This is a genomic window from Streptomyces sp. NPDC096310 (genome assembly GCF_044763125.1).
Classification (GTDB): domain Bacteria; phylum Actinomycetota; class Actinomycetes; order Streptomycetales; family Streptomycetaceae; genus Streptomyces.
In genome coordinates this window covers 206843-223830 of sequence record NZ_JBIWFO010000003.1, presented here as the reverse complement: position 1 = coordinate 223830, position 16988 = coordinate 206843, and the positions used below count along the sequence as shown (strand labels likewise).

Sequence of the window (16988 nt, the reverse complement as noted above, 5' to 3'; positions counted from 1 at the left end):
GTGCGCGCCCGGCGTCAGCGGTCCGGGAGGTGTACGACGAGGTCGGCGTGGCGGCGCGTGGCCGTGATGAGGGTGGCGTTCCGCTGGTCGGTGCCGTGGGCCCAGGCGTGGGCCTCCTCCGGGCTCTTGCCGAACTCCACGTGCCGGTCGACCAGTCGGCGCAGCCGTAGTGCCTCGTCCGGCTCGACGTACCAGGACTCGTCCAGCAGTGGCCGTACGCCGGCCCAGGGGCCTTCCGGCAGCAGCAGGTAGTTGCCCTCGGTGACGACGAGCCGGGCCTCGGGGGCGATGACGGTCTCCCCGGCGACGGACTCCTCGATCTCCCGGTGGAAGCGGGGCGCGTAGACGGCCCCCGTTCCGGTGCCGTCCGGACCGGCCACGTCCCGCAGGCGGCGTAGGAGGGCGACGTATCCCTCGGCGTCGAAGGTGTCGGGGGCGCCCTTGCGGTCCCGGCGGCCGAGGGCGTGGAGTACGGAGTTGGCCAGGTGGTAGCCGTCCATCGGCACCAGGCAGGCGCCCGGCCCCAGTTCGCGGACGAGCAGTTCGGCCAGGGTGCTCTTGCCGGCGGCCGGGGCGCCGACGATGCCGAGGACGGCACGGCCGGGGCGCTCCAGGAGCCCGCGGGCCCGGTCGAGGAGGGCGGCGAGGCCGGTCACCACGGGGGGCTCCGACCGGGGCTCCACGGGACGTGCGGGACGTACGGCGGACCCGGGAGGCGCGGGGTCGGTGGTCGGACGGTGCACCGGGGTTCTCCAGGAGGGGTGGGAGCGGGGCGGCCGCGTACCGAAGGCCCGGAACGCTGCCGGGCAGGGCCTTCCGTACCTGTCTACTTCGCGTTGCGCGCCAGGTCCAGGGCGTACTTCGCGTACCACTCCCCCGCCTTGGGGCCGCCCTTGCAGTCGCCGTCCGACTCCCCGGGGCGCTTGACCCACAGATACGCCTTGACCAGCGGGTCACCGGTGCGGACGGTCGGCCGCTCGCCGAGGGCGCGGCCCGGGGGGTTGCACCATTTCTCGCTGGAATCGCCGTCCGTGTACGGGCCGTTGCCGTTGCGGCTGGTGTCGACGACGAAGGGCTTGCCGCCGACCTTCGCGGAGAGCCGCTTGCCGAAGTCCACGCTCGCGTCGGTCGCGTAGAAGTTGGACACATTGACCGAGAAGCCGTCGGCGGCGCCGATGCCCGCCCACTGGAGCGGTTCGAAGAGCGCGTCGGGGCTCTGCCAGCCCGCGTTGCCCGCGTCCAGGTAGACGGTCGTGGCGGGCTGCTGCTTGAGCCGTTCGATCGCGCCCTTGAGCAGGTGGTACCGCTCCTCGTGGAACTCCTCCGGCGTGCAGCCGTCCACCAGGTGCAGTACGGCGTCGGGCTCCAGGATCACCGTCGCCCCGCGGTCCCCGATGCCCCGCGCGACCTGGTCGACCCAGGTCCGGTAGGAGTCGCCGTCCGCGGCGCCGCCCTTGGAGAACTGGCCGCAGTCGCGGTGCGGGATGTTGTAGAGGACGAGCAGGGCTTCCCGGTCGGCCTTCGCCGCCGCTTCTGTGAACCCCTTGGTCTGCGCCTCCGCGTTGTCCGGGACGATCCACTCGGCGGCCGGCTGCTCCGCGATCTTCCTGATCAGGGCCGCGCTCTGGCTGTCGCCCTTCTCCGTGTACGCGGCCGCCTGGCGGGCCGCACCGCCGTCGGGGTTGACCCAGTAGGGGTCCTCCGCCTTGGGGCGCTGGCTCACCGGCGGCCCCTTCGTGTCGCCGTCGCCACCGCCGCCGGACGTGCAGCCCGCCAGCAGCAGCGCCGTCACCCCCGCGACGGCGACCGCGACAGCCGCTCCGCCCTTCCGGGTCACCGGCCCCGTACGGGCCACCGGCCCCGTCCGGGCCACCGGCCCCGTACGGGATTCCGGTCCCGTCCGGACGCCCCCCGTGCCCCGGTGTCCGCGACGGGAATAACTGCCGTACATCCACTCCCCCTTGGTGCGCTGCCCCGGTGATCGCCGCTTCGCGGGCCCCCTCCCCGGTTCCTCGTCCGGGGCCGCCAATCCTGGCATACCGGGTCCCGGCGCCGGCGCGTTACGCCGGTGGCGCACACCGCCGTACGCCCCCTGTCGGCTCATCCCGGTCAGCTCACCCCGGTCAGATAGGCGGAGACCACCACGTTCGCCGTATAGGCCTGTGCCGCGCGGTCGAAGGTGCCGCCGCAGGTGATGAGGCGCAGCTCGGCGCGGGACTTCTCGTGGGCGCCGTAGACCTTCTTCGCGTCGAACCGGTCCCGGTCGACGACCTGGACGTCGTCGATGGTGAACTCGGCGATCTTTCCGTCGGCCCGGGTGACGCGGACCTTCCCGCCCGGCTTGGCCGAGCTGAGCCCGTAGAAGACGGCCGGTTCTGTCTTGGTGTCGACGTGGCCGACGAGGATCGCCGCCCCCTCCGCACCCGGCCGGGCGCCGCCGCCGTACCAGCCGACCGTGTCCGGCGTCGTGTACGGCGGCGGGTCGACCGCCCCGGCGGCGTCGAGGCCGCGGGCGACGACGGGCGCCTCGATACCGAGGGACGGGATCTCGATCCGCTGCGGGGTGCCCGCCCCTGCCGTGGCGGGCAGCGGGGTACGGGACGGCGGCAGCGGCGCGCCCAGCGGGCGGCCGACCGCGGCCACGTCGCCGGTGGTGGGGGCCGAGACGGCGCCGGGTACCTGACCGTCCCGCCCCCAGATCCACAGGCTGAGCAGCAGGACGGCCCAGGCCACGCCGGTCAGCAGCCGGCCCGACCCGTAGTACCCGTAGTGGCCGCGGTGCCAGCGGCGCCCCCACGAGCAGTGGTCCACGGAACAGTGCCCTGGCGAACAGTGCCCGGGGGAGCAGTGCCCTATGAGACGTCGCTCTGACAAACGGTGCGCTGAGAACATGTCAGTCCGTGTCCCGCCCTGCCGCCGTACGCTGCCTGCGTACGCTCCTGAAGGCCACGGCGACCGCCGCGACCCCGGCCAGAACCAGGCCGATCACCGCGTGCGGGGTGCCGGGGCCGGCCGTTCCTGCGGACTTGTGCTCCTCCGCCCGGCCCGCGGGCCGGGATTCCGCGGCGAGTTGTGCCGTACCGCCGCCGCCCGCCCTGACCGGGCTCCAGGGGTCCCGGTGGTGGCCGGGCCGCTCGTGGTCCCAGCGGCCGTCGCCCCGGCGGTCGTTGTCCCGGCGGTCGTTGTCCCAGCGGTCGTGGTCCCCACGGCCCTGGTCGGGACGGTCGTGGTCGGGGCGGTCGTGGTCGGGGCGGTCGTGGTCGGGGCGGTCGTGGTCGGGACGGTCGTGCCTGGGCGGGTCGGGGCGGCCCTTGCCGACGACGTCGAAGCTGCCCGAGCCGGCGTGGCTGTGACCGTCGCACCTGATGTCGATCTCGTACCGCCCCCCGGTGACGGACGCCTTCACCCGCGCGTGGCCGGTGAGCGGCACGGGCTTCTCCGGGTTCCTGGCCGCCTCGGCCTGGTCCCGGTTCCAGTCCTCCCCGAAGGCGCTGGGGATCAGCTTCGCGTCGTTGGCGAAGACCCGGGACACGGCCACGGCCTCGCGGCTCCTGCATCCCTCGGCGCGGATCTCCACCTGGTCGCCGGGGGCGGCGGTGGACGGGATGACGGTGACCCGGACGGCGTCATGGGCCTGGGCGGTGGTGGCGGTGCCGAGAACGGGTGCGGTCACCAGGACGGTGACCACACCCGTGGCACGGAGAGCGAGCAGAGCAGTACGCATCGTGAACCTCCTGGTGCTGCCCAGGCTCACCCGTGCGCGGGGTTTTCGCATCCCCAACGGCGCGTCGTCACCCCGTACACCGCTCTGACGTGCTCAGACGCGATCGACGAGATCGGCGATCGAGTCAACGACCGTCGAGGGGCGGAACGGGTAGCGGTCGACGTCCGCCGGAGTGGTCACCCCGGTCAGCACGAGGAAGGTCTCCATCCCCGCCTCCAGACCGGCCAGGACGTCGGTGTCCATCCGGTCGCCGATCATCGCGCTGGTCTCGGAGTGCGCGCCGATGGCGTTGAGCCCGGTCCGCATCATCAGCGGGTTCGGCTTGCCCGCGAAGTACGGGTCCTTGCCGGTGGCCTTGGTGATCAGCGCGGCGACGGCGCCGGTGGCGGGGAGCGGGCCCTCGGTCGACGGGCCGGTCTCGTCGGGGTTGGTGCAGATGAACCGGGCGCCGCCGTTGATCAGCCGGATCGCCCTGGTCAGGGCCTCGAAGCTGTACGTACGGGTCTCGCCGAGGACGACGTAGTCCGGCTCGTGGTCGGTGAGGATGTAGCCGATGTCGTGCAGCGCGGTGGTGAGTCCGGCCTCACCGATGACGTACGCCGTACCGCCGGGCCGCTGGTCCTCCAGGAACTTGGCGGTGGCGAGCGCCGACGTCCAGATGTTCTCCACCGGCACGTCGAGCCCCATCCGGGCGAGCCGGGCCTGGAGGTCGCGCGGGGTGTAGATCGAGTTGTTGGTGAGGACGAGGAACGGCCTGCCCGAGTCCCGCAGCCGCTTGATGAACTCGGCGGCGCCGGGGATCGGAACGCCCTCGTGGATGAGGACGCCATCCATGTCGGTGAGCCAGGACTCGATCGGCTTGCGCTCTGCCACTGGACTGTTCTCCGCTCTGCGGGGCCGAATATCTGTGGGCCGGATGGCCGGATACGTGCCGTCGACGCATCCCAGCCTAACCAGGGCGCTCCGGGGACGGTACGGGGCTGGGCCTTCGCAGGTCGGAGGCGGCCGGGGCGGTCAAGGCCGTCAGTGCGGTCAGGGCGGTCGAGGACGTCCAGGCGGTCAGGTCCGGTGGTCGCGCAGGCGGCGGACGCCGAGGGCGAGGACGGCGGCGGCGGCGAGCAGGGCCAGGGCGGCGACGACACGGCCGACGAGGTCGCCGCGGGGTGCGGTGGCTCCGGTCGCTGCGGCGGCCCGGTTCGCTGCGGTGGCGGCGGTTCCGGCTCCGGCGGTGGCGCCCTCGGGGCGTGGCACCGGCGCGCTGTCACCGGTCGGCGCGCCCGCCTCCGTACCGGCCGGAACGCCGCTCGCCGTACCGGCCGACGTACCGCCCGAAGTCCCGTTCGCCGCCGGGGTGGAGACGGAGACCGGGGACGCGGAGGCGGCGCCGCGGGCGGCGTCCCGTCCCCGGTCGCCGGGGGCGGCGACGGCGAAGCGGTAGGTGTTGGACGCGCCGACCCAGTCGCCACCGTCCCCCCGGCGCTGCACCGTCGCGGCGGTGGCCGAGATCTCGTTCGGGCGGGCCGTCGCCGTGAAGGCCAGCCGGATCCGGACGGTGACGGTCCGGTGCGGCTCCACGGTGAAGCCGGGCGCCCTGTCGTCCGGTACACCGACGATCTCGTCCAGGTCGGTCCGCTCCAGCGGCAGGGCGCGCATCCGCCCCTGGTCGTCGGCCATCTCCAGCTTCACATGCGCGACGTCGAGCGCCCGGTCACGGTCGTAGAGGACCACGACGGGGTGGAGGTTCCGGCACTCGGCGCCGGTGGTGTTGGTCAGGTCGAGCGACCATTCCCCGGCGGCGCCGCCGGCCCGGTACGCACCGGGGCCGCCGCGCAGCTCGGTCGTGATCGGGAACTCGGGATCGGCCACCCTGCCGCAGCTCCGCCCGGGCCCGTCGGCGGCCGTCGGGGCCAGGGGGAGCGTGACGAACGCCGTGACGAGGGCGACGACCACGGCGACCACGGTGGCCGCGGCGGCGAGGAGAGGGAGCGGTCGCACGGGACGCATGGCAGACACGGCCTTCGCTGGTCGCTGGGCGGTCGGAGCGCCCGACGCTGCCATGGGCCCCCGTTCCGCGAGGCCCGCCACACCCCAGGAAAGTCAGAAAGTCGCACAAGCGCACCTCATTGGCCCACCGCTCCCGCCCCGACCACCGATCCCGCCGGTCACCGATCCCGCCCGGTCACCGAGGCCCACCTCACCCCCGCCACACCCCGGCCACCCCGGTACCCGCCCCCCGCCTGCGGCCGAACACCGGCGCGAGCACCAACTGCGCCGCGCCCTCCGCGACCGCGTGCGCGCCTCCCCCGGCCGACTCCACCAGGACCCCCGCGCCCCCTGCGCGCCGGGCGATCTCGGCGCGTACGCCTCGTACGAAACACTCCTCGTGCGCGGCGATCGTCCGGCCGCCGAGCAGGACGCGGTCGATGTCGAGGAGCGCGACCAGGTTCGCCGCGCCCGCGCCGAGGATCCGCGCCGCCTCCGCCAGGTCGCCGCGCGCGACGGCGGCCAGGCAGAGCACTTCGACGCAGCCCCGGTTGCCGCAGTCGCAGCGGGGCCCGTCGAGTTGGATGACCTGGTGCCCGAACTCGCCCGCGCCGGTGCGCGCGCCCCGGTGCAGTACGCCGTCGAGTACGAGCCCCGAGCCCAGCCCCGTACCGAGATGGAGATACGCGAACGAGTTTCCGCCGCCGGCGGCGCCCGTGACTCCTCCGACGCCTCCGGCACCCCCGGCACCCCCCGGCCCGCGCAGGGCGAGTCCGAGCGCGGCGGCGTTGGTGTCCTTGTCGAGGACGACGGGCAGCCCGAGCCGGTCGGCGAGGGCGTCGCGCAGCGGGAACCCCTCCCAGCGCGGGAAGCCGGTGACGCGGCCGGGCACGCCGGTCAGGTGGTCGAGCGGCCCCGGCATCGCGACCCCGACGCCCAGCGGTTCCGGCTGCCCGTCGCCCCCGGATCCGCCCGCACCGGATCCGCCCACGTCGGCCGCGCACGCGTCCGCCCGTACCGCGTCGACCCGTACCGCACCCGCCCCCACCGTGTCGGCCCGTACCGCACCCGCCCGTACCGCGTCGGCGCGTACCGCCTCGATCTGCGCCGCCGCCGTCGCGACGACCCGTTCCGCGCCCGCGCCCAGGTCGAACGGGACCTTCCGTACGGCGACGGGCGCGCCCGCCAGGTCCACCAGCACCGCCGTCAGCTCGTCCCGGTCGAGATGCAGCCCCACGGCGTACGCGGCCGAGGGCACCAGCCGCAGTACGGTCCTGGGCTTGCCGCCCGTGGAGGCGCGGCGCCCGGCCTCGGCCGCGAGGCCCTCCGTACGGAGCCTGGCCGTGATCTTGCTGACCGCCTGCGGGGTGAGCCCGGTGCGCTCGGCCAGCTCCAGCCGGCTGATGCCGCCCGCGCCCGCCGTACGGAGCAGGTCGAGCACGAGCGCGGCGTTGTACCCGCGCAGCACCGGCAGATTCGCCCCGGAGCCGCCCGCGCCCGCCCTCGCGCTCATACCCGCACCTCTTCCGTTTCCGTTCCTGTCCCCGCCCGTTCCCTTACCTGTTCCGTGCCCGTACCTGTCTCGCCGCCCTTGCCCGCGCCGGTCCCCGTCGTTCCTCTGCTCACACCGCTATTGTCCACCGGTCTTGCACTTTGGAAACACCGTTGCTTAAGTGGATGCATGACTGGTACCGGCACCCCTCCCCGCGTCGGGCTCGTGGGCTACGGCCTCGCGGGCTCCGTCTTCCACGCCCCGCTGATCGCCGCCACCGAAGGACTCGTCCTCGACACGGTCGTCACCGCCGCCCAGGAGCGCCGGGCACAGGCACGCGCCGAGTTCCCGGACGTGCGGTTCGCGGCGACGCCGGAAGAGCTGTGGCAGCGGGCGGACGAGCTGGACCTGATCGTCATCGCCTCCCCGAACCGCACCCATGTCCCGATCGCGACGGCCGCGCTCACGGCCGGTCTCCCCGTCGTCGTGGACAAGCCGCTCGCGGGCACCGCCGCCGAGGCGCGCGGACTGGCGGCGCTGGCCGAGGAGCGCGGGCTGCTGCTCTCCGTCTTCCAGAACCGCCGCTGGGACAACGACTTCCTCACCCTCACCCGCCTCCTCGGCACCGGCCGGCTCGGCGACGTACAGCGCTTCGAGTCCCGCTTCGAGCGGTGGCGCCCCCAGCTCAAGGGCGGCTGGCGCGAGTCGGGCGCACCGGAGGAGATCGGCGGGCTGCTGTACGACCTGGGCAGCCATGTGGTCGACCAGGCGCTGGTGCTCTTCGGCCCGGCGGTACGGGTCTACGCGGAGGCGGACGTACGGCGTCCTGGCGCCGAGACGGACGACGACACGTTCATCGCGCTCACGCACGCGAACGGCGTCCGCTCGCATCTGTACGCCAGCGCCACCACGGCCCAACTCGGCCCGCGCTACCGGGTGCTGGGCTCGAAGGCGGGCTATGTGAAGTACGGCCTCGACCCGCAGGAGGCCGATCTGCGCGACGGCCGGCGGCCGGGCGGGGGCCGGGCGGCGGGCTGGGGCCTGGAGCCGGAGTCGCTGTGGGGCCGGCTCGGCGCGGGCGATTCGCCGCTGACCGGCGGCGGCCACCCGGTGGAGACCGAACCGGGCGACTACCCGGCGTACTACGCGGCGATCGCCGCCGCGCTGCGCGACGGCACACCGCCGCCGGTGTCGGCGTACGAGGCGGCGGCGACGCTCGATGTCCTGGAAGCGGCGGTGCGTTCGGCGCACGAGGGCACCGCCATCACTCTGGAGGCCCCGCACGCATGAACACCCCCGCGCACGCCCTCTCACCCTCGGTCGCCGAACTGGAGGACCAGCAAGCCCGCCTGACGCTCCCTCACTTCACCCACGAGGACGCCTGGACGCTCGGCACCCTGCTGGTCGAGCTGGCGCGCGCCCGGAGCGCGCCGGTGGCGATCGACATCCGGCGGGGCGCGCAGCAGCTCTTCCACTGCGCCCTGCCGGGCTCGACGGCGGACAACGCCGCGTGGATCGACCGCAAGCGCCGGGTCGTGGAGCGGTACGGGGCCGCCTCGCTCCTGGTCGGCGCCCGCTTCCGCGCCAAGGGCACCACGTTCGAGGAGTCCTCGCGCCTGGACCCGGACCGGTACGCGGCGCACGGCGGCTCGTTCCCGATCGCGGTGGAGGGCGCGGGCGTCATCGGCACGGTGACGGTCTCGGGCCTGCCCCAGGTCGAAGACCACGCGCTGGTGGTGGAGGCGCTGGAGAAGCTGCGCGGCTGAGGCGGCGCCGGTACGGGTACGGGGCCGGGGCGCGGGGCAGGGGTACGGCGCAGGGGCCGGGGCGCGGGACCGGGCCGGGGCGCGGGGCCTGGGTACGGGACCGGGCCGGGGCCAGGGTGCGGGACCGGGCCGGGGCCAGGGTGCGGGACCGGGCGCGGGGCCGGGGTTGCGGGACCGGCCCCCGAATCAAGACTCCCGCCCCCAGCCCTCAGGCCCCAGCCCCGTCCCCAGCCCGCGCCCCCACCCTCACCCCGTCCCCGGTCAGGCGTCCTTGAGCTCCTGCCGCTGCCGCCCCAGCCCGTCGATCTCCAGCTCCACCACGTCACCGGCCCGCAGATACGGCTTCGGCTCCGGCCGGCCCATCGCCACACCCGCCGGCGTCCCGGTGTTGATCACGTCGCCGGGATACAGGGTCATGAACTGGCTGACGTACCGTACGACCTCCCCCACGCCGAAGATCTGCTCGGCGGTCGTCCCGTCCTGCTTCAGCTCCCCGTTGACCCAGAGCCTGAGCCCCAGCGTCTGCGGGTCCGCCACCTCGTCGGAGGTCACCAGCCAGGGCCCGAGCGGGTTGAACGTCTCGCAGTTCTTGCCCTTGTCCCATGTACCGCCGCGCTCGATCTGGAACGCGCGCTCGGACACGTCGTGCGCGACGGCGTACCCGCCGACGTGCGCGAGCCCGTCCTCCGCCGAGTCCAGATAGCGCGCGGTGCGCCCGATGACGACGGCGAGTTCGACCTCCCAGTCGGTCTTCAGACTGCCCCGGGGCACAAGAACCGTGTCGTCAGGTCCGATCACTGTGTCCGGTGCCTTGAAGAAGATGATCGGTTCCGCGGGGATCTCGGCGCCGGTCTCGGCGGCGTGGTCGTGGTAGTTCAGCCCGATGCACACGATCTTGCCGATCCGCCCCAGCGGCGGTCCGACGCGCGTCCCGGCGCCGTCGAGCACGGGCAGCTCGCCGGCGGCTGCGGCCCGCCGGATCCCTTCCAGCGCGGCCTCGTCGGCGAGGAGCGCCCCGTCGATGTCCTGGACAAGACCGGACAGGTCCCGGAGGGTCGTCCCGTCCTCGTCGAGCAGCGCCGGGCGCTCGGCCCCCGGCGTACCGACACGCAGCAGCTTCATGGTCCCTGGTCTCCCTCTGGTCGGCCGGATCTGCGATACATCCGATCATTACGCGGAAGCCGGGGCAAGACCCCGATCACTCCGTGGACGCCTGGCCGCCCCCCTCACATCGCCGTGCCGGGGGCGAGGGCGCCCGCGACCGGCGCGTCCCGGTAGAGGAAGTACCGCTCGGCCGCTGTCCAGGTCGTACTGGTCACCACGTACAGCGCGGCGGCCAGCGGTACGACGGCGACGGTGAAGAGCGTCGCGAAGGACATCAGCGGCATCATCTTCGTCATCGCGGACATCGCGCCGGCTCCGGGAACCTGCGCTCCGTCCGGGCCCGCCGGCATCGCGGGCGCGTTCGCCATCTGGATCTTCGTACGCCGGTAGTTGAAGGTGGCGACACCGGCGACGATCGCGAAGAGCCCCAGGTAGACGAGTCCGGCGCCGCCGAGGACACCACCGTCGGCGAGCGCGTGCGTCCAGCGGTCGCCGAGGGGCGCGGCGAAGAGGGAGTGGCCGAGGAGTTCATTGGCCTCGCCGCCGATCTCACGGCTGGAGAAGAGGTGGTACATCAGGAAGAACGCGGGCATCTGCGCCAGGCTCGGCAGACAGCCGGAGAGCGGCGAGACCTTCTCCTTGGTGTGCAGTTCCATGAGCGCCTTCTGCATGCGCTCGGGGTTCTTGCCGTGCTTCTCGCGCAACTCGGCGATCTGCGGCGCCAGCTTCGTACGCGCCTTCTGCCCCCGGGCGGCGGCCCGCGACAGGGGGTGGATCGCGAGCCGTACGCACGCGGTGAACAGGATGATCGCCGCGGCGGCGGCGCCCGTGTGGAAGAGCGGCTGGAGCAGATCGGCTAGCTGCCCGACCAGGTGGGCGAATACGGACATGAACGCGGACAAGGTGAGCCCTCCGGGGGTCTCGTCGTGCCGGACGAATGGCGCTGCGGCTCGGCGTGGAGGCAGCGGGGCATGACGACCGGCGCGGAGCGCCCGGGAGTGGTCCGGTGGTGGGGCTCGCCCCTACGCGAAGGCCGTCGGCAGCGGCCGACCGGGGGCTCGGGGCCTGGTGCGACCGGAGGCGTCGGGATCGCGCTGGGGCAGGAAGGCGGTGCGCTGCTCGCGGTCGCGGATGGCCGTCCGTACCCGGTGCGGAGGGTGGACGGGCACGGAGCGCGCGGTGATCACGGCGCAGACGACGAGGGCGGAGCCCGCGGCGGCGGTGGCGGTCGCGGCGAGCGCGACGGCGGCGGAGAGGCTGCTCGCGTCAAGGAGCAGGAACTCGGCGAGGAGGAAGACCAGGAGCACGGCGGGACGCAGCAGGCGCAGCGCACTGCGGACCATGGCCCGGCCTCCTCCGCTTTCCGTTCCGTCCCTCACTTCCCCTTCGTTATACACGATGGGCCGCGGGCGCCGGATCGTACAGAAGAACGACAGAGCCGGGCGGACGCTGACGATGACGCCGATGCCCGGCTCCCGGCGCGTTCAGTCCGCAGCCGTACCAGCGTCCGGCGGGGTCAGCCCGTACCGGCGGAGGAACGCGTCGACGAGCCCGTCGGTGCAGGCCGGGCCGACCGGCTCACCGGTCACCGGCACGCGGTAGTGGAGCGGGCCCACGAGCAGGTCCGTCTCGGCCGTCGGATCGAGGCCGGCGGGAAGCTGTCCCTGGTGTACGGCGCGCTCCAGCGGCAGGCGGTCGCGGCGGCGCTGGGCGTCGAGGCAGCGGGCGCGGAAGTCCCGGGCGAACGCCGAGTCGTGCCGCCCCTGGGCGAACAGTGCCCGGGAAGACGGCGCCGGGATCGGGCTCGTCGAGGAACCATCCCGCGCCCTCCCACCGGGCCGTTCCCGCGCCCCCGTCCTTCCCCGCCCCTTCCCCTCCACCCCCGCGCGGTACGGCAGTACGGTGTGGACCATGCGCCCCGACATGCTGCCTGCCGACCACACCGCGGAAGCCGAGCGCCTGCTGCGCACCGCGGACCGGTACCCCGAGGACCACGAGCCCCTGCTCCTGCGGGCCGCGGCCCACCTGGAGCTGGCCGGCGACCGCGACCGCGCCACCGGCCTCTACGACTCCGTCCTCGCCGCGTCCCCCGACCACCCCCACCTGGTGAAGGCGCTCCAGGCCGCCAACCTCTGGGAGTACGGCCACGAGGCGGAGGCCCGCGCGATCATCGACGGACTGCGCACCGCGGCCCCGCTGGACCCGGCGCCGTGGGAGATCGTCGCGGAGACCCTGGAGTCGCACGACGAACTGGAAGCGGCCCACGACTCGTTCACCACGGCCCTGGAACTCCTCCTCGCCCCGGACGAGGAGGTCCCGTACGCCACCCAGTCCCTCCTGATCGGCCGCCACCGCGTCCGCCGCCTGCTGGGCCTGGACCATGACACCTGGGACGCCCTGGCCGACCGCGTCAACCCGGCCACCGTCCCCCTGGACGAGCTCCACGACCCGAAGCGCCTCTGGGCCCTGGGCTCCGACAACCCGGACGAACTCCAGGCCGAGATCACCCGCCTCCGCGCCGAACTGGGCTCCTACCGCACCGCCCTGTCCCGCCCGTTCCCGGTGGCGCTCCTGCACTGGCCGGCCGGAGAACTGACCGAACTCCTGGCGGCGTACCCCTCCCTGGCCGCCGAGTACCCCTCGCACGAGGCCCACCTGACCCAGGTCGAATCCGCCCTCCGCGACCTCGCCGCCACGGGCACCCCCAACCTGGGCATCGTCACGGCCACGGTCCCCTCGTACGAAGCCTTCGCAGCCTCGGAACAGTCCTCCCCCACCCACCTCCCCCTGCTCCCCCTCTACGCCACCACCCTGGCCGCCCGAGGCCGAGCCACCCCCTGGCCACCGCCCCGCAACGCGGCCTGCTGGTGCGGCTCGACGAAGGCTTACCGGGAGTGCCACGGGGCGGGGTAGGCGGCGGGGTTTAGCCCTTCAGCCGCGAGGACCGGCGACAACTGTAGATTCGAAAGTAGACGCCAGCCTGTCAGGCATACGTGGCTGCTGAGTGCATCGTCAAAACCCGAAGGGGGCTCCAGAGCACGCACAGGAGTCTCGTACATAACATCTCAAAGTACGAACTCCAGCGGGTTTGGAGCCGCACACAACCAAAGGGACTTAAACAAGGACAGAAACTGACCACAATGCTATTATCTTAGGATGCTGCAGCAGGGTGCCGAAAACGCTTCGAGCGTTGAGATAACGATGCTCAAGCTTCATCAATCATGCAGAGATCACATTGAGCAAGCAACGAGACCGAACGAGTCTGAAATAAACCGGGTCCTACACCTTGAGGCCGACCTCGCCGCCTGGCTAGGAGCTTTGGAGTTGCAACCAGAAGCCCAACAGCTCCAATCGGCACATCGCGACTTCGGACTTGCCTTCTATGCCGCAATGAGTGGCCTTTACCGTCAAGCTTTCTCTAGCCTGAGATCCTTCCTTGAGGTCATGGTCGGCGCGACCTACCTAAGCTCCCTCGAATTCAGACGACGCCAGTGGGTCAGCGGAGAGCTCGACATTAGCTGGAAGTTGATCACATCTCCCGAGGAGGGGCTATATTCCCCTGAATTTCTAAAAGAGTTTTGCCCGGAAGCAATAGATGAACGTGCGGCGATGCTCGCCAGCCTGAAACAGGCATATAGAAGATGTTCCGAGTATATCCACGGAAACGTCTCAACTTCTCAATTGCTACCAACCGAGATCTCTTACCGCGAGGACATTGCCAAGGAATGGCTGTCGGTCGCAGACTCTACCCTCACAGCAATAATCCACTGCCTCATGGTCAGGTACTATAAAGACCTTCCTCAGACCCATAGAGCGACTGTCGAAGGTTCCCTTGAGGACCATTTTTCCCATCTAGTATCCGTCAGGCAATTGCTCGACCTTCCACTGGAGGAGAAGCACTCGTGAGCACCAACGAACTGCACTTCCGGACGGAAGACCTCACACTGGAGGATGTCGGTAAATATTTCGTCGAGACAGATTTTGACCGCCAGACAATAAATGTCCTAAAAGGCAAAAAAACAGTCATCCTGCAAGGTGCGCGAGGCGTCGGGAAATCATTCCTCCTGAAAGTAGCCCAGAAGGAATCGGACGAGCAATTCGCGAATTCCAAGGTGCTCGCCGTTTACGTCACGTTCAATAAAGCCGGGCTTCTTCAAACTTCAGACTCAGAGCGATTCAAGCATTGGATGCTTGCCAAGATTTGCAATAAGATCATTCGCGAGGCGCGAAGGAAGGGCGTACTACAGAGCCAGAGCAGCGTCTTCGCGACTCTCTCCAATGGAGAGAGTGATGAAGCTACTGCGTCCAGGCTTGAGACCTTGTGGAATAGCCTGGAGGACGCCTGGAAGAACGACTCATCGCCGACAGAGGCAGACTCCGGGATTGACCCGGAAATGATTAAAGATGCAGTCGAAGACCTATGTGACCAAACAGGTGTTCGTAGAATCATTTTGCTCATCGATGAAGCAGCCCATGTATTCATCCCTGAGCAACAACGACAGTTCTTCACAGTAATGCGCGACCTGCGAAGCCCACACATTTCCGTCAAGGCTGCGGTATACCCGGGTGTCACCTACTTTGGCGACTCATTTCAAATGAGTCACGACGCGGAACTCATCAATGTCAACCGTAATATCATGGATCCAAGTTACCTCAGTTCCATGCGAGAAATCGTAATTCGGCAAGACCCGGAGCTAGAAAAATCGATAAACCGCAACGGAGCGGTCTTTGACGCTCTCGCCTTTGCTGCTAGCGGAAACCCGCGAACTCTACTCAAGACGGTATCGTCCGCGTCACCGCTAAATACGAGTAACGCTCAGCGTGTCATGAGGGAATATTATCGCGACACCATCTGGAGCGAACATTCGGCTCTAGGCGACCGCTACATCGGCCACCGCGCTGTGATCGATTGGGGGCGTGAATTCCTTCAGCAAGATGTCATTCCAATGCTACGCGGGAAGCAGCGGCAAACAAAAAATCAGGATAAGCGCATATATTTGTGGATCCACCGTGATGCCCCGGCTGCGGTGAAAGAAGCCCTGCGTCTTCTTTGTTACAGCGGAATTCTGCACGAAGCCGGGAGCGGACTGGTCGCAACTCGCGGTATAACCGGAAACCGATATATGCTGAATATCGGAACGCGAACCGGCCCAGAAGCCGACCCAGTCACCTCGACAAATTGGCTGAGAGGGTCTATTTCGATAAAGCGCATGGTGGAATTCGGAGCTAACCACGAACTCTATGAGAGTATCTCAAAGCTCGACGTCGAAAAGATGGATGAGGAGCGGCAAGAATTCATCAAGTCACAACTCGGTCAAAGCGTGGACAAGTTGGACATGACTACTTTCGCTCGTGAAAAGCTCAAAGAGCTTGGATTCGACACAGTGGGAAAAATTCTAGCGGCCTCCGAGACCGACTTTCAAAAAGCCAAATGGGTTGGCACCGTGCGGTCACGTAAAATGATGAATATCGCAACCACTGCCGTGATGGAGCACCTCTCAGGATGACGCATGGATTAACAAGCGGACGCTCCGAGATTTCAATCACAGTAATACCTGACCAGACGGCAAAGCTACTACCGTCTCGCGAATTTTTGGTTTGAGAGACGGTTCGGGTGATAGTTCCAGCAAATTCGGGGCGCACTGTGCAAAAACTTCAGTGCGCCCCAGCCGTGCTCGCCGGCCACTTCGCCGACGGTTATTTAACGAGTGGACGTTATCCGATCATTCCCCAATCGGTGGCCAACGAAGATCCACCCCAACCATCACCGTCTCTCCAGATTGAGCCAATTCCACGATTTTCCAAATATTCCGAGTAGACGCCAACATTTTCGGTGAAGAGACCCAAAAGGTGCGGCTCGGCACGCTTCTTTTGACGGTAAAGGAAGTAACTGTATTCGTAGAGTTGGCCCACGGCTTGCCGAACAGCCTCTGTAGGATTCCCACCACGAACTACCTTAGCCTCGACTAGCCATTCATCTCCGAGCGTCGCGTCATCATTCTCGCGATGAAGCACAATATCCTTAGGATGCATCAACCTTGTAGTCGGTATGTAACCTCGCGACACAATGTGACGACCAAAGGAATCAATAAGCGACTCGTGATGGCGCTTCTTCACTTGCTGATGAGCAGCGATGTTGGCAACGTAGTCAGAGCTGTCCTTTGGATGAAACCCGAAAAGTGGATCATCTTCGCGCACCCGATGACCATCTGGAGCGTAGTTCACATCAGCAAAACTGGGGCCATCCTCGAATTGCCACAAACGATCGGCGATATCCACACGCTTGAGCAACCTTGACGCATACGCAAGATCTTCCTGGATGGTGTCCTCATTCGGGAGGTGATACGTGTCGTAACGGCGAGAAATCACACTCGCCGCTTCATACGCCTTCGGTCGATCTGCATGGTGGCGCAGCTCAGGTTCATCAAACCACCCACTACGCCTTTGGGTGGCAATCGCACGACGAAGTCGCGACGCTTGACGTCGAAGGTGTTCCTGTCGGGCTCGCCCCCTGCCTAGCCGATCTTCCAAATGCGTGATGCCTTGCTGAAGTGTCAGCGAAACGGTTTGAAGATCAGCACTGAAGATATAGGCCAGGTATAGCCCCTTGCCCGCATGACTGTTGACTTCAGGGTCGAATACGCCAATCCACGGCGTCGCAGCAGGAGTTGTCTGGCCTCCGTACCCCTTAGCGAAGAGCCCTGGCGGGAGCAACAAGTCTGATCGCTGTGCGACCCCCCTCAGCACCCGCTGCCCCACAACGTGCTTCTTCGACCCCGCGCTCGCGTCGTACGTGTCAGCAACTTCGCGCAGCAGCCCATGTATGCCCATGACGCAAACTTAGGACAGGGCGGCACGTTTTTCGCTCAGATTCGACCAACGCCGCCCCACGCACTCACCCCGGCGACTGGACCCGGCT

17 protein-coding genes are annotated in these 16988 nt (G+C 69.0%); 5 read left to right on the top strand and 12 right to left on the bottom strand.

Translation table 11 applies throughout. The annotated features are described in order from the left end of the window. Positions 1–14: 14 nt before the first annotated feature. The 7 genes from ACIQ7D_RS09310 to ACIQ7D_RS09280 all read right to left on the bottom strand — a co-directional run bounded on the left by ACIQ7D_RS09310 (position 15) and on the right by ACIQ7D_RS09280 (position 7220). Positions 15–659: a nucleoside/nucleotide kinase family protein gene (locus tag ACIQ7D_RS09310; protein ID WP_403935462.1), complete on the bottom strand. Its 645-nt coding sequence runs from the start codon at positions 657–659 to the stop codon at positions 15–17. A gap of 167 nt (positions 660–826) precedes the next feature. Next, positions 827–1951: a glycoside hydrolase family 6 protein gene (locus tag ACIQ7D_RS09305; RefSeq protein ID WP_403936068.1), complete on the bottom strand. Its 1125-nt coding sequence runs from the start codon at positions 1949–1951 to the stop codon at positions 827–829. A 158-nt stretch (positions 1952–2109) separates the two neighbouring features. Then, positions 2110–2811, bottom strand: a complete 702-nt coding sequence (locus ACIQ7D_RS09300) for a class F sortase (protein WP_403935460.1) — start codon at positions 2809–2811, stop codon at positions 2110–2112. 82 nt (positions 2812–2893) lie between these two features. Beyond that, positions 2894–3724, bottom strand: coding sequence for a hypothetical protein (locus tag ACIQ7D_RS09295; RefSeq protein ID WP_403935458.1), 831 nt, complete (start codon positions 3722–3724; stop codon positions 2894–2896). Positions 3725–3817: 93 nt separating this feature from the next. Continuing rightward, on the bottom strand, positions 3818–4597 hold the full coding sequence (locus tag ACIQ7D_RS09290; RefSeq protein WP_403935456.1) for an HAD-IIA family hydrolase: 780 nt from the start codon (positions 4595–4597) through the stop codon (positions 3818–3820). Between the two features lie 186 nt (positions 4598–4783). Next, entirely contained in the window at positions 4784–5719 is a 936-nt protein-coding gene (locus ACIQ7D_RS09285) for a hypothetical protein (RefSeq protein WP_403935455.1), read from the bottom strand. Positions 5720–5918: 199 nt separating this feature from the next. Further along, positions 5919–7220: an ROK family protein gene (locus ACIQ7D_RS09280; RefSeq protein ID WP_403935453.1), complete on the bottom strand. Its 1302-nt coding sequence runs from the start codon at positions 7218–7220 to the stop codon at positions 5919–5921. A 168-nt stretch (positions 7221–7388) separates the two neighbouring features. On the opposite strand from ACIQ7D_RS09280, the gene ACIQ7D_RS09275 reads away from it, so the two are divergent. Further along, the gene (locus ACIQ7D_RS09275; RefSeq protein WP_403935451.1) at positions 7389–8489 is read left to right on the top strand and encodes a Gfo/Idh/MocA family oxidoreductase; all 1101 of its coding nucleotides are present in this window, start codon (positions 7389–7391) and stop codon (positions 8487–8489) included. Next, positions 8486–8965: a heme-degrading domain-containing protein gene (locus tag ACIQ7D_RS09270; protein ID WP_403935450.1), complete on the top strand. Its 480-nt coding sequence runs from the start codon at positions 8486–8488 to the stop codon at positions 8963–8965. Before ACIQ7D_RS09275 ends, ACIQ7D_RS09270 begins: the two co-directional genes overlap by 4 nt. Positions 8966–9226: 261 nt before the next feature. Here ACIQ7D_RS09270 and ACIQ7D_RS09265 read toward each other — a convergent pair whose 3' ends face one another. From ACIQ7D_RS09265 to ACIQ7D_RS09250, 4 genes are all read right to left on the bottom strand, one after another. Then, positions 9227–10087: a fumarylacetoacetate hydrolase family protein gene (locus ACIQ7D_RS09265; protein ID WP_403935448.1), complete on the bottom strand. Its 861-nt coding sequence runs from the start codon at positions 10085–10087 to the stop codon at positions 9227–9229. Between the two features lie 104 nt (positions 10088–10191). Continuing rightward, complete coding sequence (locus tag ACIQ7D_RS09260) at positions 10192–10971, bottom strand: YidC/Oxa1 family membrane protein insertase (protein ID WP_403935447.1); 780 nt, start codon at positions 10969–10971, stop codon at positions 10192–10194. A gap of 120 nt (positions 10972–11091) precedes the next feature. Further along, positions 11092–11412 carry a DUF6412 domain-containing protein gene (locus tag ACIQ7D_RS09255; protein ID WP_403935445.1) on the bottom strand — a complete coding sequence of 107 codons (321 nt, stop codon included), beginning with the start codon at positions 11410–11412 and terminating at the stop codon, positions 11092–11094. 141 nt (positions 11413–11553) lie between these two features. Next, positions 11554–11982, bottom strand: coding sequence for a TetR-like C-terminal domain-containing protein (locus ACIQ7D_RS09250; RefSeq protein WP_403935443.1), 429 nt, complete (start codon positions 11980–11982; stop codon positions 11554–11556). On the opposite strand from ACIQ7D_RS09250, the gene ACIQ7D_RS09245 reads away from it, so the two are divergent. The 3 genes from ACIQ7D_RS09245 to ACIQ7D_RS09235 all read left to right on the top strand — a co-directional run bounded on the left by ACIQ7D_RS09245 (position 11981) and on the right by ACIQ7D_RS09235 (position 15576). Continuing rightward, positions 11981–12982: an SEC-C metal-binding domain-containing protein gene (locus tag ACIQ7D_RS09245; protein WP_403935441.1), complete on the top strand. Its 1002-nt coding sequence runs from the start codon at positions 11981–11983 to the stop codon at positions 12980–12982. The two genes, ACIQ7D_RS09250 and ACIQ7D_RS09245, sit on opposite strands and share 2 nt — an antisense overlap. A 243-nt stretch (positions 12983–13225) precedes the next feature. Further along, positions 13226–13975 (top strand): hypothetical protein, encoded by a 750-nt coding sequence (locus ACIQ7D_RS09240; protein WP_403935439.1) that lies wholly within the window; start codon positions 13226–13228, stop codon positions 13973–13975. After that, entirely contained in the window at positions 13972–15576 is a 1605-nt protein-coding gene (locus ACIQ7D_RS09235) for a hypothetical protein (protein WP_403935437.1), read from the top strand. The genes ACIQ7D_RS09240 and ACIQ7D_RS09235 overlap by 4 nt, the downstream gene beginning before the upstream one ends. A 208-nt stretch (positions 15577–15784) precedes the next feature. Here ACIQ7D_RS09235 and ACIQ7D_RS09230 read toward each other — a convergent pair whose 3' ends face one another. Then, positions 15785–16900: an MrcB family domain-containing protein gene (locus ACIQ7D_RS09230; RefSeq protein WP_403935436.1), complete on the bottom strand. Its 1116-nt coding sequence runs from the start codon at positions 16898–16900 to the stop codon at positions 15785–15787. Between the last annotated feature and the right edge of the window lie 88 nt (positions 16901–16988).

What these genes read in the sequence shown, in the direction of transcription:
- ACIQ7D_RS09305 (WP_403936068.1), bottom strand. Translation starts at nt 1,951, where the DNA reads ATGTACGGCAGTTATTCCCGTCGCGGACACCGGGGCACGGGGGGCGTC.
- ACIQ7D_RS09295 (WP_403935458.1), bottom strand. Translation starts at nt 3,724, where the DNA reads ATGCGTACTGCTCTGCTCGCTCTCCGTGCCACGGGTGTGGTCACCGTC.
- ACIQ7D_RS09280 (WP_403935453.1), bottom strand. Translation starts at nt 7,220, where the DNA reads ATGAGCGCGAGGGCGGGCGCGGGCGGCTCCGGGGCGAATCTGCCGGTG.
- ACIQ7D_RS09275 (WP_403935451.1), top strand. Translation starts at nt 7,389, where the DNA reads ATGACTGGTACCGGCACCCCTCCCCGCGTCGGGCTCGTGGGCTACGGC.
- ACIQ7D_RS09270 (WP_403935450.1), top strand. Translation starts at nt 8,486, where the DNA reads ATGAACACCCCCGCGCACGCCCTCTCACCCTCGGTCGCCGAACTGGAG.
- ACIQ7D_RS09265 (WP_403935448.1), bottom strand. Translation starts at nt 10,087, where the DNA reads ATGAAGCTGCTGCGTGTCGGTACGCCGGGGGCCGAGCGCCCGGCGCTG.
- ACIQ7D_RS09255 (WP_403935445.1), bottom strand. Translation starts at nt 11,412, where the DNA reads ATGGTCCGCAGTGCGCTGCGCCTGCTGCGTCCCGCCGTGCTCCTGGTC.
- ACIQ7D_RS09245 (WP_403935441.1), top strand. Translation starts at nt 11,981, where the DNA reads ATGCGCCCCGACATGCTGCCTGCCGACCACACCGCGGAAGCCGAGCGC.
- ACIQ7D_RS09250 (WP_403935443.1), bottom strand. Translation starts at nt 11,982, where the DNA reads ATGGTCCACACCGTACTGCCGTACCGCGCGGGGGTGGAGGGGAAGGGG.
- ACIQ7D_RS09240 (WP_403935439.1), top strand. Translation starts at nt 13,226, where the DNA reads ATGCTGCAGCAGGGTGCCGAAAACGCTTCGAGCGTTGAGATAACGATG.
- ACIQ7D_RS09230 (WP_403935436.1), bottom strand. Translation starts at nt 16,900, where the DNA reads ATGGGCATACATGGGCTGCTGCGCGAAGTTGCTGACACGTACGACGCG.